Source organism: Streptomyces sp. NPDC087859 (assembly GCF_044742595.1).
In the GTDB taxonomy this organism is placed as follows: Bacteria; Actinomycetota; Actinomycetes; order Streptomycetales; family Streptomycetaceae; genus Streptomyces; species Streptomyces canus_F.
In genome coordinates, this window is the sequence record NZ_JBIUUU010000019.1 from 1 (window position 1) to 24,570 (window position 24,570).

The 24,570-nt window shown below is 69.8% G+C and carries 21 protein-coding genes; 16 read left to right on the plus strand and 5 right to left on the minus strand.

Annotation, left to right across the window (positions count from 1 at the left end; genetic code table 11):
- Positions 1–110: 110 nt before the first annotated feature.
- Complete coding sequence (locus tag ACIOHP_RS37585) at positions 111–770, minus strand: response regulator (protein WP_401894459.1); 660 nt, start codon at positions 768–770, stop codon at positions 111–113.
- 75 nt (positions 771–845) lie between these two features.
- Entirely contained in the window at positions 846–1,406 is a 561-nt protein-coding gene (locus tag ACIOHP_RS37590) for an isochorismatase family cysteine hydrolase (RefSeq protein WP_401894460.1), read from the minus strand.
- Positions 1,407–2,171: 765 nt separating this feature from the next.
- Here ACIOHP_RS37590 and ACIOHP_RS37595 point away from each other — a divergent pair.
- From ACIOHP_RS37595 to ACIOHP_RS37605, 3 genes are all read left to right on the plus strand, one after another.
- A complete protein-coding gene (locus ACIOHP_RS37595) occupies positions 2,172–2,828 on the plus strand; it encodes a hypothetical protein (protein ID WP_401894462.1) in 657 nt (218 codons plus the stop codon).
- Between the two features lie 88 nt (positions 2,829–2,916).
- Complete coding sequence (locus tag ACIOHP_RS37600) at positions 2,917–3,321, plus strand: SsgA family sporulation/cell division regulator (RefSeq protein ID WP_401894465.1); 405 nt, start codon at positions 2,917–2,919, stop codon at positions 3,319–3,321.
- 72 nt (positions 3,322–3,393) lie between these two features.
- Complete coding sequence (locus ACIOHP_RS37605) at positions 3,394–3,702, plus strand: WhiB family transcriptional regulator (RefSeq protein ID WP_401894468.1); 309 nt, start codon at positions 3,394–3,396, stop codon at positions 3,700–3,702.
- Between the two features lie 152 nt (positions 3,703–3,854).
- Here the strand turns inward: ACIOHP_RS37605 and ACIOHP_RS37610 are convergent, their stop codons facing one another.
- Positions 3,855–4,427, minus strand: coding sequence for a transcriptional regulator (locus ACIOHP_RS37610; protein ID WP_401894472.1), 573 nt, complete (start codon positions 4,425–4,427; stop codon positions 3,855–3,857).
- 795 nt (positions 4,428–5,222) lie between these two features.
- Here ACIOHP_RS37610 and ACIOHP_RS37615 point away from each other — a divergent pair.
- From ACIOHP_RS37615 to ACIOHP_RS37630, 4 genes are all read left to right on the plus strand, one after another.
- Complete coding sequence (locus tag ACIOHP_RS37615; RefSeq protein ID WP_401894474.1) at positions 5,223–6,320, plus strand: bifunctional DNA primase/polymerase; 1,098 nt, start codon at positions 5,223–5,225, stop codon at positions 6,318–6,320.
- Positions 6,317–7,822, plus strand: coding sequence for a phage/plasmid primase, P4 family (locus ACIOHP_RS37620; RefSeq protein WP_401894476.1), 1,506 nt, complete (start codon positions 6,317–6,319; stop codon positions 7,820–7,822). Before ACIOHP_RS37615 ends, ACIOHP_RS37620 begins: the two co-directional genes overlap by 4 nt.
- Positions 7,819–8,220, plus strand: coding sequence for a DUF6009 family protein (locus tag ACIOHP_RS37625; RefSeq protein ID WP_361560992.1), 402 nt, complete (start codon positions 7,819–7,821; stop codon positions 8,218–8,220). The genes ACIOHP_RS37620 and ACIOHP_RS37625 overlap by 4 nt, the downstream gene beginning before the upstream one ends.
- Before the next feature lie 247 nt (positions 8,221–8,467).
- Positions 8,468–9,997, plus strand: coding sequence for an FAD-dependent monooxygenase (locus ACIOHP_RS37630; protein ID WP_401894479.1), 1,530 nt, complete (start codon positions 8,468–8,470; stop codon positions 9,995–9,997).
- Here ACIOHP_RS37630 and ACIOHP_RS37635 read toward each other — a convergent pair.
- Positions 9,990–10,655, minus strand: coding sequence for a ScbR family autoregulator-binding transcription factor (locus ACIOHP_RS37635; protein WP_361560996.1), 666 nt, complete (start codon positions 10,653–10,655; stop codon positions 9,990–9,992). The genes ACIOHP_RS37630 and ACIOHP_RS37635 overlap by 8 nt on opposite strands.
- Positions 10,656–10,862: 207 nt before the next feature.
- On the opposite strand from ACIOHP_RS37635, the gene ACIOHP_RS37640 reads away from it, so the two are divergent.
- On the plus strand, positions 10,863–11,729 hold the full coding sequence (locus ACIOHP_RS37640) for an NAD(P)H-binding protein (protein WP_401894482.1): 867 nt from the start codon (positions 10,863–10,865) through the stop codon (positions 11,727–11,729).
- A gap of 132 nt (positions 11,730–11,861) precedes the next feature.
- Here ACIOHP_RS37640 and ACIOHP_RS37645 read toward each other — a convergent pair whose 3' ends face one another.
- Complete coding sequence (locus ACIOHP_RS37645; protein WP_401894484.1) at positions 11,862–12,815, minus strand: ScbA/BarX family gamma-butyrolactone biosynthesis protein; 954 nt, start codon at positions 12,813–12,815, stop codon at positions 11,862–11,864.
- A 375-nt stretch (positions 12,816–13,190) separates the two neighbouring features.
- Here ACIOHP_RS37645 and ACIOHP_RS37650 point away from each other — a divergent pair, with 375 nt between their 5' ends.
- From ACIOHP_RS37650 to ACIOHP_RS37685, 8 genes are all read left to right on the plus strand, one after another.
- Positions 13,191–13,379, plus strand: coding sequence for an acyl-CoA carboxylase epsilon subunit (locus tag ACIOHP_RS37650; RefSeq protein ID WP_361561002.1), 189 nt, complete (start codon positions 13,191–13,193; stop codon positions 13,377–13,379).
- 123 nt (positions 13,380–13,502) lie between these two features.
- Positions 13,503–15,092, plus strand: a complete 1,590-nt coding sequence (locus ACIOHP_RS37655; RefSeq protein WP_401894487.1) for an acyl-CoA carboxylase subunit beta — start codon at positions 13,503–13,505, stop codon at positions 15,090–15,092.
- A 73-nt stretch (positions 15,093–15,165) separates the two neighbouring features.
- A complete protein-coding gene (locus ACIOHP_RS37660; protein WP_361561004.1) occupies positions 15,166–15,819 on the plus strand; it encodes a ScbR family autoregulator-binding transcription factor in 654 nt (217 codons plus the stop codon).
- A 290-nt stretch (positions 15,820–16,109) separates the two neighbouring features.
- Entirely contained in the window at positions 16,110–16,955 is an 846-nt protein-coding gene (locus tag ACIOHP_RS37665; RefSeq protein ID WP_327722903.1) for an AfsR/SARP family transcriptional regulator, read from the plus strand.
- 557 nt (positions 16,956–17,512) lie between these two features.
- Positions 17,513–18,334, plus strand: a complete 822-nt coding sequence (locus ACIOHP_RS37670; protein ID WP_307038255.1) for an AfsR/SARP family transcriptional regulator — start codon at positions 17,513–17,515, stop codon at positions 18,332–18,334.
- 449 nt (positions 18,335–18,783) lie between these two features.
- The gene (locus ACIOHP_RS37675; RefSeq protein WP_361494823.1) at positions 18,784–19,533 is read left to right on the plus strand and encodes a thioesterase domain-containing protein; all 750 of its coding nucleotides are present in this window, start codon (positions 18,784–18,786) and stop codon (positions 19,531–19,533) included.
- Between the two features lie 193 nt (positions 19,534–19,726).
- Positions 19,727–20,680 carry an aromatase/cyclase gene (locus ACIOHP_RS37680; RefSeq protein WP_361561009.1) on the plus strand — a complete coding sequence of 318 codons (954 nt, stop codon included), beginning with the start codon at positions 19,727–19,729 and terminating at the stop codon, positions 20,678–20,680.
- Positions 20,681–21,190: 510 nt separating this feature from the next.
- Positions 21,191–24,556 carry a condensation domain-containing protein gene (locus ACIOHP_RS37685; RefSeq protein ID WP_401894492.1) on the plus strand — a complete coding sequence of 1,122 codons (3,366 nt, stop codon included), beginning with the start codon at positions 21,191–21,193 and terminating at the stop codon, positions 24,554–24,556.
- Positions 24,557–24,570 lie beyond the last annotated feature (14 nt).

Here is a 24,570-nt window from a genome sequence, read left to right on the forward strand (position 1 = left end):
CATCGAATCCTTCGTGGCCAAAGACAAACTCTTCGACGCCGACCTGAAAAACCTGTTCACCCCCACCACACCCTGACAACGACACCAGAACCACGGGCCTGTTCGCCGGCCTACTGACCGAGGTAGCGCAGCACCGCCAGGACCCGCCGGTGCTGGCCGGTGGCGGTCTGGCTGAGGCCCAGCTTCATGAAGATGCCGGTCACATGCCGCTCCACGGCGGCGACGCTCACAAAGAGCTGCTCGGAGATACCTGTGTTGGAGTGGCCCTCCGCCATCAGCGCCAGGACCTCCCGTTCCTTCGGCGTCAGCGCGGCCAGCGGGTCCTCCGGACGCTTGCGGCCCAGCAGCGCGGCGATCACATCGGGGTCCAAGGCCGAGTCACGCGCCAGGACCCGCTCGACGGCGTCGATGAGGATCTGAGGGCTGGCCACCTTCTCCTTGAGCAGATAGCCGACCCCGCTCGGATCGTCCCCGACCAGGTCGAGCGCGTAGGAGGCGTCCAGGAACTGGGAGAGGACGATGACGGCGGTCTCCGGCCGGGCGGCACGGATCTTCTGCGCGGCCCGCAGACCGTCCGCCTCCAGGCCCGGCGGCATCCTGATGTCGGTGATCACCACGTCGGGGCGGTGTTCGGCGGCGGCTCGCACGAGGTCCACCGCGTTGTCGACGGCCTCGATCACGTCGATGCCCGACTTACGCAGGATGGCCGCGATGCCCTCGCGCATGAACGGCTGGTCTTCTCCGAGCACCGCCCGCAGTGGTTGGCTCATGCCGGGATCCTAACCTGCGGTGTGTCCGCACCGAGTTGACGAGGGAAAGCGTGATGATCCCGGTGTGAGCGACGCTCAACGTGACACGGCGAGAGCGGCCAGTACGTGTGCAGTGGTGCCCGTCTCGGCGAGACGCGGGTAGATCTTGGCGACGGTGTGGTCGTGTGCCGCGCCGTCGGTGTCGGTGACGGCGTCGATCGGGACCATGACATGGAAGTTCTGCTCGTGTGCGTCGCGGACGGTGGACTCCACGCCGCTGCTGGTGGCGATGCCGCTGACGACGACCTGGGTGACGCCCTGCCGGCGCAGCCACTCGTTCAGGCCGGTCTGGGTGAAGGCGCTGCGCGAGTGCTTGGTGATCAGGTGGTCGTTGTCGTCGGAGCCCAGCTCAGGAACCAGTTCGGTCCACTCCGGGGTCGGGGCGGGGAAGGCGGCGCCGAGGTCGTTGCGCCCGCCGGGGCCGCCGTCGACGTTGACCAGCACGACGGGCAGCCCGCGGCGGCGGAAGGCGGCGAGCAACTCGGCGTTCCGGGCGAGGACATCGGCGACGGGGTGTGCGAGTGGCAGGCCGACGATGCCCTTCTGAAGGTCGACGACGATGAGAGCCGGCTTCGGGTCGATGGCGGTGATGGGCATGGTCGCTCCTGGCTGCGGATGGATCACGACGTGACGTGCAGGAGTCACGAGTGGGCGAGGTGGATGTGCGGGGCAGTGCTCACACATGTGTCGCGTTCCGACTTTAACACGTGTGTCGATTTATGCTCGGGTCGGTCACGCTCAGGGGGTGTGCCGCATACGGGTGTGCACGGTGTGCGGAGGACTACGAGGACCGGCTGCTCGAGAGCGAGTTCCCGCAAGGCGTCCTCGACCCGCCGCAGCACCTCGTGCGGGCGCCGGGCTCTGCCGTCCTGAACTTCTGCCGCGCCGGTGCGCTCAGCAGCGGAGCCAGCGGCCGCATGTCACCCCAGGCGAAAGCGCCCTCGGTCAGCGGCACGGCCCCGGCCAGGGCGCCTCCTCGGCGGCGAAGTCCAGCAGGTCGGACTTCCCGGCGTCGGCGGGGCCTTCGCCCCACAGCACTCCGCCCTTCGACGGCTCAACGCCATCGCAGGTCAACGGGCCTGTGCCGGACGCAGGGTGGGGTGGACCCTACAGCGCCGTAGGGGAACCCCGAGCCAGGGCGAGGGAGCGCACGACAGACCGGGATGCGGCTCGCTCCGAGACTTGGCGCTTGATCGGGAGTTCCGGTTGTGGCACACACGAGGTGTCGGACGGCCGACAGCATCAGACACCTCTTGAGCCGAAACCCCCACAGAGAACCCGGCACCAGCGGGTCTCACCGACAGAACGAGAACGCGCCGCGTATGTCGAGAACACGCGGCTGACGAGACGGGGAAACGGGACATGGCTCAACTGGAAACACCTCGCGACGAGATCCGCGACCGGGTGCGCCAGTCCATGCCGTACCGGCCCGTGCAGCAGCCCGTCCGCCGCTCCGGCGTACCGGCGGCCGTCGGACCGGGCGGCGCCCTCACCCGAGCGACGATGCTGGTCGGCTCGCTGGTCTCGGCGATCGTCGGCGCCCTGCTGATCGTCGTACCCGTCCACGCACCGGCGGCAGCCGGGACGCTGTTCGGGGTGCACATCGCGGTGCAGGGCGTGCTGCAACTGCTCGTCGTGTACCGCTCGACGACCGGCTCGGCGGCCGTCAGGTGGCTGCTGGCCGCTGGCGGCGTCGTCGCGCTGCCGCTGGGTGTGATCCTCTTCCACGGCTGGGCCGACACGGTCTTCCTCCTCGCGCTGTGGACCGGCTGCGGCTGGCTGCTGCGGGGACTGACCATGGCCATCTCGGTCACCTCGCCCTCGGTGAGGCACGTCTTCGTCTACGACGACGTGCTCAACGCGATGATCGTCTCGGCCGGTCTGTTCATGACCGCTTTCCCCTTCGCGTCGCCCGAGCAGTTGGCCCATGTCGGTGGCTCCGTCCTGGTGGCCACCGCGGCCTTCGAGGCACTGGCGGCCGCACGCCGGCAAGCCCGGACGCTGCGCGCCATCGACTGAGCCCGGCGCGACGCGCACACACGACGCGGAAGCACGACAACCCACGCTCCACGCCGAATGCCGGCTGAGGCCCTACTAGGAGGCGACCATGAAGAAGTGCCATCTCGCTCTGGAGATCACGCACTGGGTGTTCTCGGAGCTCGACCTGTCACTGCAATGCGACTTCTCCTACGACACCCAGGACCCGCTCGCCGTCACCCTGGTCCTCGACAGCGAGGGCGTGCGACCGGTGACGTGGATCCTCTCCCGCGACCTGCTGGCCGACGGCATCACGGCCCGGGTCGGCGAGGGTGACGTGACGATCTGGCCCGTGCTCGATCTCGACGGCGAGTCGTCCTCCTTCTGCATGCGCGTGGGCAGCGCACACAAGGCGGTGTTCGAGATCTCCGCCGAACCCGTCGCCGCCTGGCTGGCCCGGACCTACGACATGGTGCCGCGCGGCAGCGAGTTGGAGGGCGTCGACTGGGACGAGCTGGTCCAGCTCGCGGAATGACGTCGGCGGATGCGGACCGCGATTCCCACTACACAGACGTGCGACAGACAGACGTTGGGAGAGAGAACGACCATGGAAAACACGCTGCGCCCTTTGCTGGCCGACTGGCAGTGGCAGCAACGTGCCGCCTGCCGCGGAATGAGCAGCTCCATCTTCTTCTCTCCGCCGGGCGAGCGAGGTCGGGCACGTCGGATCCGCGAGGACCGGGCCCGCGCCGTCTGCGGCCGGTGCGAGGTGGTCGACATGTGCAGGGCCATGGCCCTGAAGCAGGGGGAGAGCCACGGAGTCTGGGGCGGACTGTCCGACGACGAACGCCGGCGGCGCAACACGCAGGCTCCGAAGGTGCCGAGCAGGGCCGAGGCCCACGACGACGCCCGGTGATGACGACAGTCTCGCCGCCGCCCACCGATGCGGAACCGCGCGGGATGACGTCGATCACCGAGCCGTGTCTTGGCGGCGGCCTGACCGCTCGTCACCTGCCCGGCTCGGGGATGACGCACATGCTGGCGACGGCGTTTTCGAAGGGCGACCGGTCAGGCTGCGAACCCGACGTTGGTGACGTACTCGTACTGGCCCCACTGGGAGCCCAGGTCCACGATCTGGTCCACCCAGGCGTCGTCGAGGGCCTGGACGTTGTCGGTGGCCCAGGCCTCGACGATGCGGTCCCAGTGGCGGATGTTGAGGGTGCGGAACTCCACCACACGTTGGCGGGGGCGGGAGACCTGCGACTGGTTGAGCGGGTGGATCTCGACGCGGGTGCCGCGGCCTTCTCGGTTGAGGCGAGCCAGGAGATAGCGGGCCACGTTGTGGCGGCGGACGGTGCGGTAGGCCGTCTCGATGCGTTCGAGGTTGTTCTTCGACGGACTGCGTCTCCCGTCGAGCCACGCCTTGAGGGTGCGGTCGGTGACCGTCAGGCCCGCGGCACGCGCGGCCTGACGGGCGTGCTCGCTGCGGGTGAGGTAGTGGAGGCGGGCCAGCAGGCCTCGGCGGGTCGTGATCGGCGTGACGATGTATCCGGCCAGGGCGTCCAGGCGGCGGGCGACGGCCTCGTGGCCCCTGATGCCGCGGGCGCCGAACACACCGAACTGATGAGTGCGCTCCGGCATGCCGTCTCCTCCCTTGCCCCGGGGGTGTCGGCCCGCGGTTCTGGACGGGCTCGGGGTTCTTGCAGGAGATCAGTATGGGCCAGGAGGGGGAGAAGTCCCCAGCAGGGGGCAAGGGTGTTGTCGCGCAGGGCCCGGGGCGGCGGCAGGGCCTGGGTCGCTTTCGGTCGCTCCCGAGACGCCCCAGGTCACGGCTGTTTCGGCAGGAAGACAGCGACTGAAGCGATTGAAAGTCGGAGATGTCCGAGAGACACGCCCGCACCGGTGCTTTTCGGACGGACGGCCCGGATTGACTTCAGGTCAGATCCAGAGTCGCTTGAGTCGCTTCGATAGCTGAGTCGCTGAGGGCGCCCGCTTCGGTCGCTGCCCGCCGAGGGTCCGGTGAGACGGGCAGCGACCGAAGTCCAGCGACTGACATCGGCTTGGGTCGCCTTTGGTCGCTGAGAAGAATTCCCAGGTCAGGCGGCACGCACCCCACCAGACAGCGACTGAAGCGACTCAAGCCCTGGGTATATGAAGACATTCGCGTATGCGTGTGTGTGCGTGTGCGCGTCATATATACAGTCGCTCAGTCGCTTCAGTCGCTGTTTTGGTCTTTCCTACGTCACTGACCTGTGTCTTTCCCCGAGCAACTGAGTAGCTACCGAAAACACTCGGTCGCTGGGTCCCGCCTCGGTCAGTCGCTGAGCCCACAGAGCGAATCGAATCTTTGTTTTCCACAGGGGGCTCTCCGTTCCCGCTTGCTTCGCTAGGCTGTTCCGGTCGCTCAGTCGCTTCGGTCGCTGGTGGGGGGTGCGCATGGCCTCTGAGCTGCACAACTCACGTAGCTACTCATCTCTGTCCGTCCCGGTCGCGGGCGCGTTGGTGACGGCTCGGTGGTGTGCCAGCCGGGGATGGCCTGTCCATCCGCTGGCCCCAGGGCGCAAGACCCCTGCGGGCAACTGCGAGGACTGCCGCCGACCCGGCCACCACCACGGGGGCTGCGGCTGTCCGGCCGCGGGTCGCTGGTGCCACGGATTCCACGCGGCCACCCTCGACTTCGCCCGGATCGAGCAGTGGTGGGGCGCCAACCCCGGCTTCGGCGTCGGCATCTCCTGCGGGCCCGCCGGCCTGTTGGTCATCGACATCGACGCCCACGAACGCCAACTGCCCGATCGGGACCGCCTGCTGCCGGGCATCACGATCTCCGACAGCATCGACCTGAGCGGCCTGGCCAACGGCTTCCACACCATCGGCGTGCTGGCCGCTCTGCGCGGCTTCCCCAGCCCCGCCGACGACGAGACGACCCTGCGTGTCAGGACTCCCTCGGGCGGCCTGCACGTCTGGTACCGGGCGCACAGCGGTCACCGCTGGCAGTGCTCCACCGGCTCCGGCGGCCGCGCCCTGGCCTGGCAGGTCGACATACGGGCGCACGGCGGATACATCGTCGCCCCCGGCACAGTGACCAGCGCCGGGGTGTACAAACCCGTCGGTCCCGCCCGGGAGCCCGCGCCGCTGCCCGACTGGCTGGCCCGCGAACTGGAGCGCACCGGCCATCTGCCGCCCGCGTACGTGCCCACGCCGCGACCGGTGCCCCCGAGGGCCCGGCAGGCCGTCCTCGCCGCCGGGGGCGGCCGCGGAGCCGTCAGCCGGGCTCTGGGGGCGCTGCTGGCGGAAGTGGCCGCCTGTGCCGCCGTGACCGAAGGGGCCGCGTTCTCGGAGAAGTTGAACCGTGCCGCGTACACCGCGGGCGGGCTCGTCGCCGGCGGGCAGCTCGCGGCGACCGAGGCCGAGCGGATCCTCAGCGAGGCCGCCGAGCACGCCCGGCCGGGGCAGGAACGCCGTTACACAGCCATCATCCGCAGCGGCCTGAACGCCGGCCGCAGGCGCCCGCTGGCCCCAGGAGGACGCGTATGACGTCCCGCCATGACGACGCCCTCTTCGACGTGCAGGCTGTCGCCGCACAGATCCTCGCCCAGCCCGTGCCGCACCCTCGTGCCGAGGAGGACGCTTCTGCCGACGCGCAGCCGCAGGCCACGGCCGACGGACTGCTGCCCGACACCCTCAGCGACCGCGGCAACGCCAAGCTGTTCGTGAAGCTCTACTCCAACGACTACCGCCACGTCCCCGGGCTCGGCTGGTTCCGCTGGGACAGCACGCGCTGGCAGATCGACGAGGACGACACCGTGATGTGGGCCGCCGGGGACCTCGCCGAATCCCTGGCGAGCAACGACCCGCGCGGCGTGTTCACCACCACGGCGCTCCAGCAGCACCGCCGCCGGGCGCTGAGCACCGGCGGCATGAACGCCATGCTCACCCAGGCCAGGTCCGCGCCCGGCATGGTGCTCAACGCGGCCCGGCTGGACGCCGACCCGTACGCGCTGTGCACCCCGGCCGGCATCGTCGACCTGCGCACCGGACTGATCCGTACGCCCGACCCCGACAAGGACTTCCACTCCCGCTCCACCACCGCGGCCCCCCAGCCGATGCCCACCCCGCGCTGGGACCGGTTCCTCGTCGACACCTTCGGCGACGGGGCCGAGGGCGCGGAGATGATCGACTTCCTGCATCTGCTGCTGGGGTACTCCATCACCGGCGACGTCGGCGGGCAGGTCATGCCGTTTCTGTTCGGGTCCGGCAAGAACGGCAAGTCGGTGCTGCTGGACGTCCTGATGAAGCTGGTGGGGGACTACGCCGACGCGGCCCCGCCCGGGTTCCTGATGGCCCGGCCCTACGAGGGGCACCCCACCGACCTGGCGGAGCTGCATGGCCGGCGGGTCATCGTGTGCAGCGAGGTCAAGCCGGGGGACCGGTTCGACGAGGCCCGGGTGAAGCTGCTGACGGGTGGCGACCGGATCAAGGCGCGCCGCATGCGGCAGGACTTCTTCAGCTTCGAACCCACCCACAAACTCTGGCTGCTGGGCAATCACCGGCCCGAAGTGGGCACCGGTGGCTTCGCGTTCTGGCGGCGGATGCGGCTGATCCCGTTCGAGAGGGTCGTGCCCGACGACCGGAAGATCGACAACCTGGCCGACATCCTCGTCACCGAGGAGGGCCCCGGCATCCTCAACTGGCTGATCCTGGGCGCCCGTCGCTACCTGAGCGGCGAGAAGAACCTCACCGGTCCCGAACGGGTACGGATCGCCACCACGGCGTACGCGGAGACCGAGGACCATACCGGGCGATTTCTCTCCGAGTCCTGCCGGCTCGCACCGGCGCTGAGGGCGGAACAGGCACAGCTCTACGCGGTCTACAAGACCTGGTGTCAGAATGAGGGTGCCCCAGCGATCTCGTCCCGGGCTTTTGCGGCACGGGTCCGAGAGGTGGTGGGACTGGCGTCGCCCAAGGAGATGATCCTGTCCAACCAGCGCAAGTACTACCCGGGCATCGGAGTGGTCGCCGACGAGGAGACAGCATGAGCGCCCTCATCGCTGAGGACGAGCTCGTTCATGAGGACGACTTCGTCTGGCTCGAGGACATCGACACGCTCGACTACGTACGTCAGAGCCTGGACCGGCTGACGACGCGCCGTGGCAAGCCCCCCTACCACCGCGACGGACGCATGGTCGGCTACGCGCTGCTGGGTTCCGGGGCCAAGCCGTCCCGTTCTTCGGGTACTTTCCGGCGCCGGGTGTTCTGGCTGCTTCCGCACGATCGTGACACCGACCCCGAGGGTCTGTACGCGACGGGCGCGCCCGCCGAGGCGGTGGACCCGCGCACGCTGGCACCCGGCAGCAAGGGGTGCAAGACCGAGCGGTCGGAGGGCGGGCCGCCGTCCTCGGCGATGCGGGAGCTGGGGATCACGCTGCCGCTGTGAGCGGCGGCGTGGGGGAGAACGCGCCGTACGGCTGAGAAGAAGCACTGTCGGTGGCATCAATAACGTTGCAAAGAACCGTCCACCCGGTATATTTTTTCGTCATCCGTACGAATGAGCGAGCTGGGCAACTCAACTCCTGTGGGGAGACAGGGAGTTGTTCCGGGCGGGGAAGCCGCTGAACCTTCGTGCGCCCCGTTCGCTTCAGCCTTCTCGCTCATGTGCTGATCCATGATGGGGGAGGTCAGGGATGGTGCGTGGCATACAAGCACAAGTGGTGATTTCCGGCGGAGGGCCCGTGGGCATGCTCCTCGCCTGTGAGCTGGCCGGGCAGGGGGTGCGCACCGTGGTCGTGGAGTCGGGGACCGAGGTCTGCCGGCGGCCCAAGGCGACCACGCTGCACGCCCGTACGGTGCAGTGTCTCGTCCGGCGCGGTCATCTCGCCGGACTCGTGACCGCGGGGGAGGGCGACGGCACGGCATGGACGAGCAGCGCGTTCCACTTCGCGGGAATCCCGGGACTGGCCATCTCGGCTCCGGCCGCGGAGCCGGAGCCGATCCTCAAGTGCTCACAGGAGGAGCTGGAACGTCACTTTGAGCAGCGCGCGCGGGCCGTCGGTGCGCGGATCCTGCGCGGACACCGGGTGATCGGGGTGCGTCAGGGGCCGAGCGGAGTGACCGTCATGGCGCAGGGGCCGCGTGGCCGGGTGAACTGCACGGGTGCGTATCTGGTGGGAGCGGACGGGGCGCGCAGCCTGGTGCGTGAGCAGGCGGGCTTTGCCTCACGGACATACCCGGCGACCATCTCGGCGCTGGCCGGTGACGTCCGCTTCGAGGAGGGCGAGGTACTGGAGGCGGGATGGCATCGCACCCCGCGCGGGTGGATCGTCGTGAAGAACGTGCCGGGCGGGGTGGTCCGGCTGCGGACCCTCAACTGCGAGGGCGCGCACCAGGAACGTCATCTGCCGCTCACATTGGAGGAGTTGCGTCGCGAGGTCTCCTGGATCGCCGGCCGGGACATCGCGATGCGGGATCCCAGGTGGCTGAGCAGGTTCAGCGACTTCTCCCGGGTGGCCGGCTCCTACCGCAAGGGACGGATCTTCCTGGCCGGCGATGCGGCACATGTGCACTTCCCGATCGGTGGCCAGGGCCTGAGCACCGGGCTGTTGGACGCCGTGAACCTCGGCTGGAAGCTCGCGTTCATGGTGCGCGGCATCGCGGGCGTGGGACTGCTGGACACCTACGACCAGGAGCGCCGTCCCGCGGCGCAGCGGGTCGTCGACAACACCCGGGCTCAGCTGGCCCTGATGCGGCCCGGCCCTGAACTCGACCCGCTGCGGGCTCTGTTCGGAGAATTGCTGGCCAGGGGAGGAGAGAGCGGTGTGCTGGCGTCCATGGTCAGTGCCCAGGACACCGTGCTGCCGACGCGCGGCGTGGACTCCCCACCATGGGAAGGAAGGTTTCTGCCCAACGTCGACCTCGTGACCCGGCAGGGGCGCACCGATGTGATCGGCCTGCTGGGTGAGGGGCGGCCGCTGCTGCTGCTCTTCGGCGAGCAGGGCAGCGGCTATGAGCAGCAGGCCCGCGGGTGGGACGGTCTGCTGAGGGTGGTGCGCGCCGAGCCGGTGCCTCAACTCCCCTGCGACGCACTGCTGGTGCGGCCGGATGGTTACATCGCCTGGGCGTCGGGGGGCGACGGACCCGCCGCCGCCCTCAAGGCGTACTTCGGTGAGGGCGTGCGGGCGGAGGCCAGGGGTGTTCTTGCCGGGGCGGTCAGCTGACCGGCGTCGGTCGAAGGGGGTGCGCGGTCTGAAGCTCGGTCTGGACCGCGGCCCCCCTGTTCTCGGTGAGATCCACCGCGGCGAGCACGGAGGGGACCACCACACTGGGCAGCAGATGCCGCAGCAGTGCGCTGACCCTGCGGGGCAGATCCTGGTAGTTGCACAGCGCCTGGGACATGGCCTGGACGCCGGCGAAGGCGCCCACCAGGGCGTCGGCGGTCTCGGCCGGCACGACATGGGGCAGCAACTCGCCCTGGGCCTGGGCCTTCTCCAGCAGCTCCACCCCGACCGTGCTCCAGTGCAGGAAGGGTCCGCTGCGGTCGAGCCCTTGGGCCTGCTGGTCGAGCGACAGGCGGACACCCGCGCGGACCATGGGGTCGGTCTGGAGACGGTAGGCATGCAGGACCACGGTGTCCACGAGCTGCTGCACCTTGCATGCGCGGTCGGGAATGGGCAGCCTGTGGTCCTGTTCGTGCAGTACGCCGTCGGCGAGGTGTTCCTTCGAGGGGAAGTGGAAGTACAGAGCTCCCTTGGTCACTCCGGCAGCGGCGAGGATCTCGCTGATGGTCGCGGCCTGGTAACCGCGTTCCTCAAAGACTTTGGCTGCTGCCAGCAGGATCGTCTGCCGGGTCCGGATCGCCCGGTCCTGCTTCACCACTACGGCCTCCTCCAGTCGATGAGCCCGGAGACCCACAAAAAAACCGTCCAGTTTGTATATTACAGCTGATTGGTCACCGCGCAGCCCCTTGGCTCGTACCGGATTCAAGGAATTGCGCAAAACCATCGCTGCGAGGAGGGGGAGTGTGATGGGGGAAACCGGGTGGGGCACGGATGCCACCGGTGCTCATGCGGGGGAGGGCGTTCGATGATCCTCGTGACCGGGGCCACCGGGACGGTGGGCCGTGCATTGGTTGAGCGACTTCCCGCCGATCTGGGCGTTCGACTCATGGCGAGGGACCCGGCGAAGATCACGGGGGCCGCGTCGACGGCGGAGAAGGTCGCCGGCGATCACGGGGATCCGCGGTCGCTGACCCGGGCTCTGACAGGAGTGCGGACGGCGTTCCTCGTGACCACGCGCATCGGCGCCGACGACGACGCGCGGTTCGTGCGCGCCGCACAAATGGCCGGAGTGCAACGGGTGGTGAAACTCTCCGCGGCCGCCGTCCTCGACGACCGGGCCGACGACCTCATCACCCGGTGGCAGCGGGCCACTGAGGAACTCCTGCGCGCCTCAGGCATGGAGTGGACCGTGCTGCGTCCGCGCGCGTTCATGTCCAACTCCCTTTCCTGGGCCGCCTCCATCAGGTCCGAGCGCACGGTCCGCGCGCTGTACGGGACATCGGGCAACGCCTGTGTGGATCCACGGGACATCGCGGAGGTCGCCGTGCGCGTCCTGACGGAGGAGGGGCATGCCGGACGCGCCTACACCCTGACCGGGCCCGAGGCCGTCACCGCGGCCGGGCAGACGGAGCAGCTCGGCCGGTTGCTCGGTGTTCCGCTGCGCTTCGAGGAGTTGAGTCCCGACGAGGCGCGCGGCGGGCTGGCGAAGCGCTATCCGGCGCCGGTGGTCGAGGCGTTGCTGCAGAGCGCGGAACGCCAGCGGGCAGGTGCGAAGGCCATCGTGGAGGACACGGTCCATGTGGTGACGGGCCGGCCGGCGGGCACCTTCGCGGCATGGGCCGCGGACCACCTGGCGGCCTTCGCGCCGGTCACGGAAGCGGCCGGGGCGTAGTCGGTGGGGTCGGCCCTGGTGGGTCCCACCGCTTGCGAGGACTGCCGGGGCCGGTCGGAGCGGTCCGGTGTGCAACAGGTCTGCCCGAGACGTAGGAGGTCGTCCCGGGCAGACCTGGTCGGGGGGTGCCCTTCACACGGCGGGGGGCGCCATGGTCACGGTGCACCGGAACACGGGCGTCTCGTCCTGGTAGGCGGTCACGAGGACGGTCTCCGCGCCGTCCGGGTCCGCGCCGGGCACTCGGCACGCTTCGACCATGCAGGGGGCGTCCAGTTCGACGTACCGCTCGAACTCACTGGCGATGGCGAGAGGCAGGGAGGCATGTCCCAGGGTCGCTGCCGCGGCCTGCCGGGCGGCTTCGAGGAGCACCATGCCGGGCACGTGGTCGACCATGTGGTCGAAGAGCACGGGGTGACGGGTGTCCACCCGCAACTGCCAGCGGTGCGGCTCACCGATGGGGGAGAGGACCACATCCGTCGGCGACATGCGCCCGACGGTCTGCGGGGGCTCCGGGGCCGTCAGCGCAATGACCCGGGGACCGTCGGGGCCAGGGAAGTGCGCGGCGCGCAGACGCTCGTAGACCCGGGGAGTGATGCAGGTCAGGGAGCCACCTCCGGTCGCCGCGAGGCTGCCGTCGCGGTGGATCTCGACCTCGATGCGGAATCCTGTCACCGCACCCCCGCGCTCCTTCACGTCGAAGCACTTGACGTCGAGTTCGAGCGAGGCGGGTGTCCAGTCGACGCGTACGTGCTCGGGCCGGACGGCCACGCTGAGGTCGCTGACCAGGAAGTGGTGCCCGAGGGGAACCCCGTACTCGGCGTGTGCCAGAAGGATGCCGGCCTGGCGGATCGTTTCGGCGGCGATCAGCGGGTCGTGGCAGTCGTCCACGGTGGCGAAGAAGCTGTGTCCACGAGGCCATTGGGCGACGACGGTGAAGTGATGGTCGTCCACGCGGGCCCAGTCGGTCAGCATCACCTCGGCGACGCTCGCACGGTGGACGAGCTCCTTGGGGACCGTGCTCGTCAGAGACCGAGAGGGGAGGGCGCCGGTCCGGGCAAGGTGCGTGTCGCTCTCTGTGCCTGCCACGCCGGGTATCGCGCGGTGCATGCGGAACGTGCTTACAGACATAGTTCCCCCTGGCCGCTTTGGCTTGAATGTGAGTGGTGGATCCCTCAGGAGAGCGAAGATACATACCATCCGGTTTAATTTCCAGAAGGAATGCCACCCTCCAGCCACCGATAAATGGAACCATGCATTCCTAAATGTGTAGATGATCACCCTGTGACCTCGGGTTCGACTCGCGCCCCGCAGGTCGACCACAGCCGCCTATGCATGTGGCACCTGCTGCCGTCCGGTGCGCGTGGGATGTGGCTCGCTCCCCTACCTCAAGTGAGGTCAAAGCCGTCCTTGAGTGGCTTCCCGGACCGTGTCTCCAAGCCCGACTAAAGGGGGATCGGTCGTATGGGGACGGGAGAAGCCCTGATCAGGGTGGAGCGGGGGCGGCCCGACGAGGCGGAACTGGCTGCCGTGGTCGCGGTGCTGCTCGCCCGGCAGGCGGGTGTGGAAGAGATGCCCGAGGAGCCGTCGGCGGCTGAAATCCGCTGGTGGCGAGAGCGGGACGGCTATGCGGCGCCCGAGAGCTGGCGCTGATGGCGAGACGTGTCTCCATACTTCCTTCACTCCTCAATCAAATACCGCACGTGCGGTTTGTTATGATGGCTTCACGGACCCGGGGCGGGACCTCCTCGGCCTTGTCCCAGGAAGGCACCTGACATGGCTATGACGAGCCGGGCCTCGACGGACCCGGGGCCCGCCGATATTCGCGGGCGCGTGGCGGAGTTGGACAGCATCCGCGAAAAGGCGCTGGCCGGCCCCGGTCGGCAGGCGACCGAGGCGCAGCACGCCAAGGGCAAGCTGACCGCACGGGAGCGCATCGAACTGCTGCTGGACCCGGGTTCGTTCCAGGAGGTCGAGCAGCTGCGTCGGCATCGGGCAAGCGGTTTCGGCCTGGAAGTGAAGAAGCCCTACACGGACGGTGTCATCACCGGCTGGGGGGCGGTCGAGGGACGTACCGTCTTCGTGTACGCGCACGACTTCCGGATCTTCGGCGGTGCGCTGGGCGAGGCCCACGCCACGAAGATCCACAAGATCATGGACATGGCCATCGCTACCGGGGCTCCGCTGGTGTCGCTGAACGACGGCGCCGGAGCCCGTATCCAGGAAGGTGTCTCGGCGCTCGCCGGGTACGGCGGCATCTTCCAGCGCAACACGAAGGCATCCGGTGTCATCCCGCAGATCAGCGTGATGCTGGGACCGTGCGCGGGCGGTGCGGCCTACAGTCCCGCCCTGACCGACTTCGTCTTCATGGTCCGTGAGACCTCGCAGATGTTCATCACCGGCCCGGATGTGGTCAAGGCCGTGACGGGCGAGGAGATTTCGCAGAACGGCCTCGGCGGCGCGGACGTGCACGCCGAGACCTCGGGTGTGTGTCACTTCGCGTACGACGACGAGGAGACCTGCATCGCCGAGGTGCGCTACCTCCTGTCGTTGCTGCCGCAGAACAACCGGGAAGCCCCGCCGAGGGTGCGCGGCGCCGACTACATCGACCGGCGCTCGGACGCGCTCCTGGACCTGGTGCCCGCCGACGGCAACCGGCCCTACGACATGGCCAAGGTCATCGAGGAGGTCGTCGACGACGGCGAATACCTCGAGGTCCACGAGGGCTGGGCGCGGAACATCATCTGCGCACTGGCCCGCCTCGACGGACAGACCGTAGGATTTGTCGCCAACCAGCCTCAGACCCTGGCCGGTGTACTGGACATCGAAGCCAGCGAGAAGGCCGCGCGCTTTGTGCAGATGTGCGACGCGTTCAACATCCCGATCATGACCTTCCTGGACGTCCCCGGGTTCCTCCCGGGTGTCGACCAGGAGCACGGCGGGATCATCCGGCACGGCGCGAAGCTGCTGTACGCCTACTGCAACGCGACCGTACCGAGGGTCTCGCTGGTCCTGCGCAAGGCCTACGGAGGCGCGTACATCGTCATGGACTCCCAGTCCATCGGCGCCGACCTGACCTACGCGTGGCCGACGAACGAGATCGCCGTGATGGGCGCCGAGGGCGCCGCCAACGTCATCTTCCGTCGGCAGATCGCCGAGGCCGAGGACCCCGAGGCCATGCGGCAGAAGATGGTCAAGGAGTACAAGGCCGAGCTCATGCACCCGTACTACGCGGCGGAGCGCGGCCTGGTGGACGACGTGATCGATCCGGCCCGGACCCGCGAGGTCCTCATCCGCTCCCTGGCCATGCTCCGAAGGAAACACGCAGACCTGCCGTCGCGCAAACACGGCAACCCCCCGCAGTAGCAGTACGTTCCGAGGGACTTGGGATGTCGGTGCGGTGCCGGCCTTCGACGTCCCTGTTCTCAGGAGACAGCACATGGTCAAACAGGAGCGAGCGGCCCGCACCCGGCAGGCACTGATCCGGGCCGCGGCCGAGGTGTTCGCCGAGGAGGGCTTCGTCACCGCGTCGTTGAGCACCATCAGCAAGCGCGCCGGTGTCAGCAACGGCGCGCTGCACTTCCACTTCGCCAACAAGGGCATGCTCGCCGACGCGGTGGAGGCGGAGGCCGCCAAGGCCGTCCGCCTGATCACCGAGGCGGCGCGGGCCTGGCAGGGGGAATCGCTCCAGGCGGTGGTGGACGCCACCCACGAGCTGACGCGCAGTCTCACCCACGACACCGTGGTCCGCGGCGGCTTCGAACTCGCGGGCGACACCACCCGCCGGGGGGAGTCCTCCCTTCGCACGCAGTGGCGGCACTGGGTCGAGGACAGTCTCCGCCGGGCCGATCGCAACGGCGCTCTGGCGGAGGGCGTGTCCTGGTCGGACAGCGCCCGCGTCATCGTCGCCGCGACCGTCGGCTTCGAGGTCCTCGGCGGCGATGACACCTCCTGGCTGTCACGGCAGAACGTCACCCGCTTCTGGGAGGTGATCCTGCCGCGGCTCGCCGGCCGGCAGGACCTGGACCGGCTGGTGAGCTCCGGCTCGCGGCCGACTGCCGTCGTCCCCTCGGCGGAGCACACCTCGGGCTGACCTCGAGCCTTAGCAGACCGCAAGGTCTGTTTTATGATCGATTCCCGCCTCCACCTCGCGGTTGTTCCCTAGAGGCCGACTTGAGGCCTCCTAGGTTCACGCTAGAGATCTCGAATAGATGCAGGTCAGAGGCCTATAACCCCTACGTCTCCGCTAAGAAAATACAGGATATGCGGTTTGGTATTGACAGACCGCTCGTGCTGTTTTTACTCTTGCCATGGCGCCGGACTGACATCTGTTGACGGCCGCGAACCGACCGGAGCACTCGGGCACAAGACAGGGGAGATCGCGTGGACATCGAGGTACTCGGCGCATTGGCCGTACAGGAGAACGGAATCTCCATCACCCCGACGGCTCCCAAGCCGCGGCAGGTGCTGGCACTGCTGGCGCTGCACGCCGACCGGGTGGTGCCCGTCTCCGCACTGATCGAGGAGCTGTGGGGCACCACGCCGCCGCGCAGCGCCCGCACCACCTTGCAGACATACGTCCTCCAGCTGCGTGAACTCATCGCCGTGGCCGTGGAGAAGGACGAGCAGGACGGTATGGAGGGGGAGAGCAGGCGGCGTACCGCCAAGGACGTGCTGGTGACGATGCCCAGTGGCTACATGCTGGTCAGCGGTGACGGCGAGAGCGACGTGCGTACCTTCGAGCGCCTTGCGGGCGTGGGATACCGGGCCATGGACGCCGGTGACTTCCCCGGTGCCGCGCGGCAGTTGCGGGAAGCGCTGATGCTGTGGTCGGGGACCGCCTTCGCGGACGTCCAGGCCGGGGCGCAGCTGGACATGGAGATCAAGCGTCTCGAGGAGAGCCGGCTGTGTGCGCTGGACCAGCGCATCGAGGCCGATCTGCGACTGGGGCGCCACCGTGAGCTGCTGGCCGAGCTCACCGTTCTGGTGAATCGTTACCGCACTCATGAGAGCCTGCATGGCCAGTTCATGCTCGCGCTGTACCGCTCCGGGCGGCGCGGAGAGGCCCTGGAGGTCTACCAGCGGCTGCGTGCCACGCTCGTCCGGGACCTCGGTCTGGAGCCGTCGGCAGGGCTGCGGCGTCTGCAGCGGTCCATTCTCACAGCCAACCCCGAGACCACGGTGCCGGCGCCCAAGACCGGCAAGGAGCGTCTCGTTCCCACGAGTTGAGTGCCATCCTTCTTCCCAGGGTCTTCGCGCGGCCGGTCCGTCCGGTTCGCCGACGCCTTGGGAAGCGGCATGTGTGGGCCCGAACGCGGGGCCGGGCCTGCCGCCTTGTCCGGCCGATGCCGCGACGCATGTTCTCCTGACGCCCGTGATGCCCACCGGGCCTGCCACGCCTCTCGTCCGCGCGCGGACGTCATCGTGCCGCCCAGACGCGGCTTCCCCGCCCGAACGCCTGCGGCCCGATGCCGGGGGAGGGACGGCATCGGGCCGATACGGCCCCTTCGTCGAAACGGTGCCGTGCGTTCCGTAATTCGGGTTCTCGGCAACGGAATTCAATGGAAAAGGTAACCCGGCGGACCGTTCTGTGATAATGCGGGCGCGCTTACTTCCAGTCGTCGTTTACATGCCCTTGAGTGGATCAATTTCCGGACTCTGGCCTTCAGTTGAAACACCCTCAAGCTCCGGTTGAGGAAAGTCGGGTGTGGCGCGAATCCGGCTAGTGTGCTGACGGTGACGGAATTCAGCCACGAGAGGAACTCGACGAGGTACGGAGGAAAGCAGTGAAGATTCAAGTTCTGGGTCCGTTGAGTGCCGAGGTCAACGGGGGGTCGATTGTCCCGACGGCCGGTAAGCCGCGGCAGATTCTTTCCCTGCTCGCTCTCTACCCCGGACGGGTGATGCCTGTCCCCATGCTCATGGAAGAAATCTGGGGAACCGAACCACCGCAGAGCGCGCTCACCACGCTGCAGACCTACATCCTGCAGCTGCGCCGGCGCCTGGGCACCGCGATGGGACCCGACGTCCCCGGCGCGGCCAAGGAGGTGCTGGCCACCCGGCACGGGGGGTATCTGCTGCAGATATCGCCCGAGAGCGTCGACGTCCATGAGTACGAACGCATGGTCACCGAAGGGCGGGCGGCGTTCGAGTCCGGGGACGACGAGACTTCGGCCAATTGTTTCCGCAAGGCGCTGGAACTGTGGCGCGGTCCCGCACTGGTCGACGTACGGGTCGGGCCGATCCTCGGCATCGAGGTCATGCGCCTGGAGGAGAGCCGGCTCGGCACCGTCGAGCGGCGCATCGACGCCGATCTGCGGCTCGGCAGGCACTCCGAACTCATCGCGGAGCTCGCCGAACTGACGGCGCGCTACCCGCAGCACGAGGGTCTGCACTCGCAGGCCATGGTGGCGCTGTACCGGTCGGGGCGGCAGGCATCGGCCCTGTCCGTCTACCGCAAGCTGCGCATCCGGCTCATCGAGGAGCTGGGCGTCGAGCCTTCACCGCAGGTGCAGAGGCTGCACCAGGCGATGCTGGCCGTCGACCCGCAACTGGACGTGTCCGCCGGTATCCGGCGCAGCTCGACCTTCGATCTCTACGCCGCCTGAGGCCGGCCGGAGCGGGGGCTCGAGTCGTACTCAGAGGTCGTTTTCCACCACCGTCCCGTCCCGGAACCGCGCCTGACCCCGCGGTACCGGGTGGTGCCGGGTGGTGCCGGACGAGAGGCTCCGCCGAAGGGACGGCGGGCCGTCGGACTGGTCGTGACCGGGTGGAACGCGGCCTCGAGGCGCGGTGTGAGGAGTGCAGCGGGACGGCCGGATCCGCCGGGGGAACAGCGTCGGCCCGGCGCCCGCTCGACCGTCCACGGCAGCGTCGTGGGACGGAACGCTCCGAGAACTCACCGCACGGGAAGTCTTCTCCATGATCACACCCTTCGGCCGTGCGGCCCAGCCGAGGGAAGCCGTCCTCCGCCCGCCCTCAAGCGGTCTTTGAGGTCGTCCGGCGATTCTCGAACCCCGCCCCCGTGTGTCCAGGGGCGGCGGGAGAGGAGGATGCCATGTCGGACGGACCGTCGGTGCGACTGCACTGTTTCGCGCACTCCGAGGGGGGCCTCTCGGTCTTCGATCACTGGGCCGCCAGCACCGGCCCCGGGGTCGAGGTGCTCCCGGTCCACCTGCCGGGCGGCGAACGGCGGCGCTCCGAACCGCGGGTGACCACCCATGAGGCGCTGCTCGCCGATGTGCTGCCCCTGTTCGCCGACCCGCACCCCGAGCCGTACGTCCTCTACGGGCACGGTCTCGGTGCCATGGTCGCCTTCACCGTGACGCGCGCCCTGCACGAGGCCGGTCTGCCCGGCCCCGCACTTCTCGCCGTCGGCGCCTGCCCGCCACCCGACACCCCCTCCGAACTGCCGGACGCCCGTGGGGCGACGGACGCCGAACTGCTGCATGTCCTGGGCGGCAAGGGCGCCGTGCCGGCGCAGAGCGACGAAGGGATCTGGCTGCGGGCCATGCTGCCGGTGCTCCGCGCCGACCTGGAGCTCGCCCAGGCCCTGGAGGAGGCGGCCCGCAAGCCCTCGTCCGCGGGGCCGCTCACCACCCCCGTACTCGTGGTCGCGTCGCGGGAGAACCCGCTGGCGCCGCCCACGATCGCCGACGGCTGGCGGCAGTGGACCCAAGGGCCCACCTGGCTGCGTACCGTCCCCGGCCATCACTTCTTCGGACGGGGCCGTGAACTGCCCAGGCTCCTGGGCCGGGCCGGCCGCGTCGCCGGCCGCCTCGCCCGGGAGAGCGTGCCCGTCGGATGAATCCGTACCGCCGCTCACCCGGTGCGGGCACGCAAGTGCCCGCACGCCCCTGAATCCTTGTGCGACGCGGTAGTCGACGGCTGACGGGACCAGCGTTATTCGATCTGCTTTCCGCTCGTTCTTCAGCGGTTTTCATCCGGCCGTCTGAATTCTGTTCGCGTAGCCGTCGGCGCAATGTAGGAGAGGTGTTCAGATGTCTGTTGAGCTTGCGGAGAAGACGACGCACAAGGTCCATGTGTCCGCACCCGCCGGTGTGGTCTACGCCCTCTTCGCCGACGCGGTGAACTGGCCGCTCTATTTCTCCCCCAGCGTTCATGTAGAACGCCTGGAGTTCGACGGCGAACGGGAGCGGCTGCGCACATGGTGTTTCATGGACGGCCAGCTGAAGTCCTGGACCTCATGGCGGCATCTGGACCCGGTGAACCGCCGGGTGGAGTTCCGCCAGGAGCTGCCCGCCTCTCCGCTGAGCGCGCTGGGCGGCATCGTGAACGTGCGCCCCGAAGGACCGCACAGCAGTGAACTGGAGCTGCTGTACGACTTCAGCGTCGTCGACGACCTGCCCGCCGACCTGGCCTGGGCCGAGCGGGCCGCCGACGGGCACAGCCGCAGCCAGCTCGCCGGCCTGAAGGCGGTCGCCGAGCGCTGGGAGCGCCTGGACGAACTGATCCTCACCTTCGAGGAGTCGGTACACGTCAACGGCCCGGCCGAACTGGTCTACGACTTCCTGTACCGGGCCGGGGACTGGCCGGACATGGTGCCGCACGTCACCCGGGTCGACCTCACCGAGGACGAGCCCGGAGTGCAGCGCATGAGCATGGAGACGCTGACCGAGTACGGCACCCACACCACCGACTCGGTGCGGATCTGCTTCCCGCACGCCGAGCGCATCATCCACAAGCAGACCACGCCCCCCGCCCTGCTCCAGGCGCACACCGGCGAATGGTCCGTCGTCCCCGAGGAGCGGGGCGTCACCGTCATCGCACAGCACACCGTCGTCCTGCGCGAGGAGAACATCGCCGCCGAACTGGGCGAGCATGCCAACCTGGAACACGCCCGCCGGCATGTGCGCGAGGCGATCGGCCGCAACAGCCGGGTACTGCTCGCCCACGCCAAGCAGCACGCGGAGACCGCCGTCCGCATGCTGTGACGGCGGCACCGGACGGGGCGGACGGGGGCAGGCGGACCTGCCGCTCATGGATGGGCCCTGGCGGGCTTGGGCACCGCTGCACACCCGCTTGGGAAATCGGACGGGGACCTGGTGCTGCCGTTAGCGTGCAGAGTCGGAGTGTGGTGGATATCTGCTGACCAGGAGGCGTCATGGAAGTGAGGCAGCGCGGCAACGTCTCCGTGTGCCCCGCCTCCCGTCGCCTGCGTTGCAGCCACCCTTTTGGCCTTGGCCCCACCGGGCCCACGCGCGGGCCGTCCGCCCTGTCGACCACCCGTCCTCAGGCGCTCCCCTGTCTTCGCCACGGCCCTGTACGGCGCAACCGGGCGCGTACCGTCCACCACGCCTTCAGGGCCGGACTGGGCACCTCGCCCAACGGTCCAGCGGCACGATCCCCGCAGGGGCCGGGCGTCGCAGCTCAACCAGCGCCTACAGAGGAGAGGAGGGAGGGGACCGCGCCGGTCGCAGCGGACCGCACGTCCCCGGACACGTATGACTGTTTCCCGTTCCTCCGACGCGGCGATCTCCGTGGTCGTCGACCCCGGGCCCCCTCCGCACACGGCCCCGTGGGATCTCGAGCTGCGCGGTCCGCTGGACCCCGCCGTGCTGGAAGACGTCCTGGGCGAGCTCGCCTCCGGTGACCCGGGCCGGCCAGGGTGGCAGCACCGGCTGCTGCGGCACGGCCCCGACCATCACACGCTCCGCTTCATCCAGCGGGACGGCGCGATCGCGGCGTCCGTGGTGGGACGTATCGCCGACCTCCTCACCGAGCCGCTCGCGGTCGACCGACCGCTGGTCCCCGCCCAGTGCGCGGTCCTCACCCGTCCCGCACGCCACCGCTATGAGGCGGTGTTCATCGAGCCCGCCGCCTCGCTGGACGCGGGCACGGTGCGAAAGGCGCTGCGCAGCGTCCTGGCCGCCCACCCCCAACTGCGCTCCCGCCTCGACACGATGGGCGGCCGGCTCACCGGGCAGGCGGCGACCGCGGACGGCCAGGACCCGTTGACGGAGGGGGAGTTCACCGACGAGGCCGGCTTCGCCGCGGACGTCGCCTCGATCGGCCGCACCCTCGACGCGGACACCGGCGTCCAGCTGCGGGCCCTGCTCGCCCGGGACCGCCGTACGGCAGGACCGCGCGCCGACCGGCTCGCCGTGATCGTCCATCAGCTCGCCGTGGACGCCGCGTCCTGGCGGATCCTGCTGGACGACCTGACCGCCGCCCTCGGGGCGGCCACGGCCCAGGTCCCCGTACGACCGCGGCGCGTGCCCGACCCGCTGACCGACTGGGCCGGCGAACTGCGGGAACTGGCCGACGACCCCGACGAGGTCCGCCACTGGGCCCTTGTCGCCGACCGTCGGGCCCGCACGCTCGGCGCCCGCAGCTCCGCCGCGGTGCCCCGGTCCGGCGACACCACCGACACCGCCCCGGCGACGGGGTGGAACAGCGGGCCGCGACAGGAACGGCACATCGACATCGCCGTGGACGAGGACCTGACCGAGCGGATCACCAAGGGCCTGGCCCGACGGCTCGCGCTGACCGCGGGACAGGTGCTGACCGGCGCCTTCGCCCTGGCCCTGGCCCGCTGGCAGCGCGTCGACGAGGTCGGCTTCGACGTGCGCAGCGACCCCAGGGCGGGCCATCCGGGCCTCCGGCGCCACGTGGGCCGGCTCACCGATGTGCACCCGGTCCATCTCACCCTCGACCCCGGCCTCGACCCACTCGGTCAACTGGCCGCTGTGGCCGGCCCGTTGGCGGCCGGCGCCGGGCAGGCCGCGGGCGGCGCCGGATTCGGGGCCTGCCGGGAGTGGAGCCCCGACCCGCTGCTGCGCGACGCGCTGCGCGAACTGACGCCCGCCCCGGCCTGTCTGACCCTGCACGGCCCGGACGAACTGCTGCCCGGCTCCGCCCGACCCGTGCCCGGCAGCGCGCCCAGCCGGCCCACACACCGTCTCGAGGTCCGCGTCCAGACCGTCGGCGGCAGGCTGCGCCTCGGCCTGGACTGGGTGCCCGACCCGGCCGAAGGCATCACCGACACCTCCGTGGCCGCCCTCGCCGACCTGCTGCGCGAGGTGCTCGGAGAGCTGGGCGACGCGGCCACCGCCCCCATCCCGTCCGTCTTCCGGGCCACCCCCCAGCAGTCCGCGCTGTACAAGGGCAGCGACGCACAGCCCGGCACCGGCCGCCACGTCGAGCAGCTCGTATGGGTCTGGCACGGCCCGCTCGACGTCGAACGCTTCACCTCCGCATGGCAGTCGGTCTTCGACTGCGAGACCGTGCTGCGCACCGCCTTCACCGGCGGCCCCGAACCGCAGCTCATGGTGCACAGCCGGGTCACTCCCGAGATCACCGTCCGGGTCCGGCGCGGCGACGACACCGAACTGTCCGCCCTGCTGGAGCGCGACCGGCTGCGCGGCTTCGACCTGCGCTGCCCCGGACCGCTGCGCCTGACCCTGCTGGGGTCGGAGGGCAGCCCGCTGGAGGGCGCCGGCTCACCCACCCGGATCGTGCTCACCTATCACCGGGCCCTGCTCGACACCTGGAGCGCGCACATCATGCTGCGCGAGTTCCACCGGGCCTATCTCGCCGGCGGCTCCCTGCCCGGCGGCGAGCGCCGGCCCGACCTGCGCGACTACACCGCCTGGATCGCCGCCCAGGACCTGGAGCCGGTACGGGGGTTCTGGGGGCGTTCCGTACCGCCCGCCGACGCGGCATCCCGGCCGGCCCGGCCCGGCGGGGCCACCGGCCTGACCGGGGTGGGCCGCTCCCGGCTGCGCCTCGACTCTGCAGAAACCATCCGTCTCGCGCGCTGGGCCGGCATGTGGGGCATCTCCGAGAGCAGCGTGCTCCAGGCCGTCTGGGCGATGCTCATCCACCGTGCCTCCGGCGCCGCCGGACCGGCCCCCGTCTGCTTCGCGGTCACCGCCCCGGGCCGTGGCATCCCTCTCGACGGCGTCGCCCGGATGCTGGGACCGCTGCGCAACGCGCTGCCGATGTCCGTCGAGGTGGACCCGGCGGGGACCCTGCCCAACCTGATGCGGCAACTGCGCGACCACACCCTGGACATGGCCGCCTACGAATGGGTGCCGGCCGACTGGATCCGGACCCCGGGCCGGCCCGGCGCGGACACCGACCCCGCCGCCACCGTCATCGTCTTCGAGGATCCGCCGCACCCGGTGGAAGGGCTGGAGGGCGAACTCGCCGCACAGGGCATCCGGGCCGAGTTCCAGGGCACCGTACCCGCCCGCTCGGTGCTGCCCATCGGACTGCTCGCCCACCACGACAGCGCGGGCGGACTGGTCCTGACGGGGGTCCACGACCGTGATGTCCTCGACGACGAGGCGGCAGCCGAACTGCTGATGCAAAGCGCCCTGCTGCTGCGCGAACTCCCCTTGTGGGCGGGCGAGTCCACCACCGTCGCGGCCGCCGTGAAGCTGCTGGAGGGCCGGGCCGTACCGCAGATGGCCGAGGTTTCGGGGGAGGACGGCGACCAGCCGCTGCTCACCCTGCGCACGGCGGGACAGGAGCAGGCGGGCACCATCTGTCTGGTCCCGCCGCCGGGCGCGCCCGCGGCCTGCTACGACCTGCTCGCCCACACCTATCCGGGCCCCCAGGAACTGCTGGTGCTCACCGGCGACGCAGACCGCGCCCGGCCCGCCCTGGCCGCGCGCGGCACCGGCCGGCTGCTGCTCGGCGGGTTCTCCGGTGCCGGCGCACTCGCCTGCGACCTCGCCCGGCGGATCGGCTCGGACGGCGGCCACCCGCCCCGCGTGGTGCTCGCCGGCGCGAGCGCGGACGAGGAGGAACGGGCCCGTGACCTCGCCCGGGCCCTCGAGGACGCCACCGCACCGGACGCCTGAAGCCGTGGCCCCGC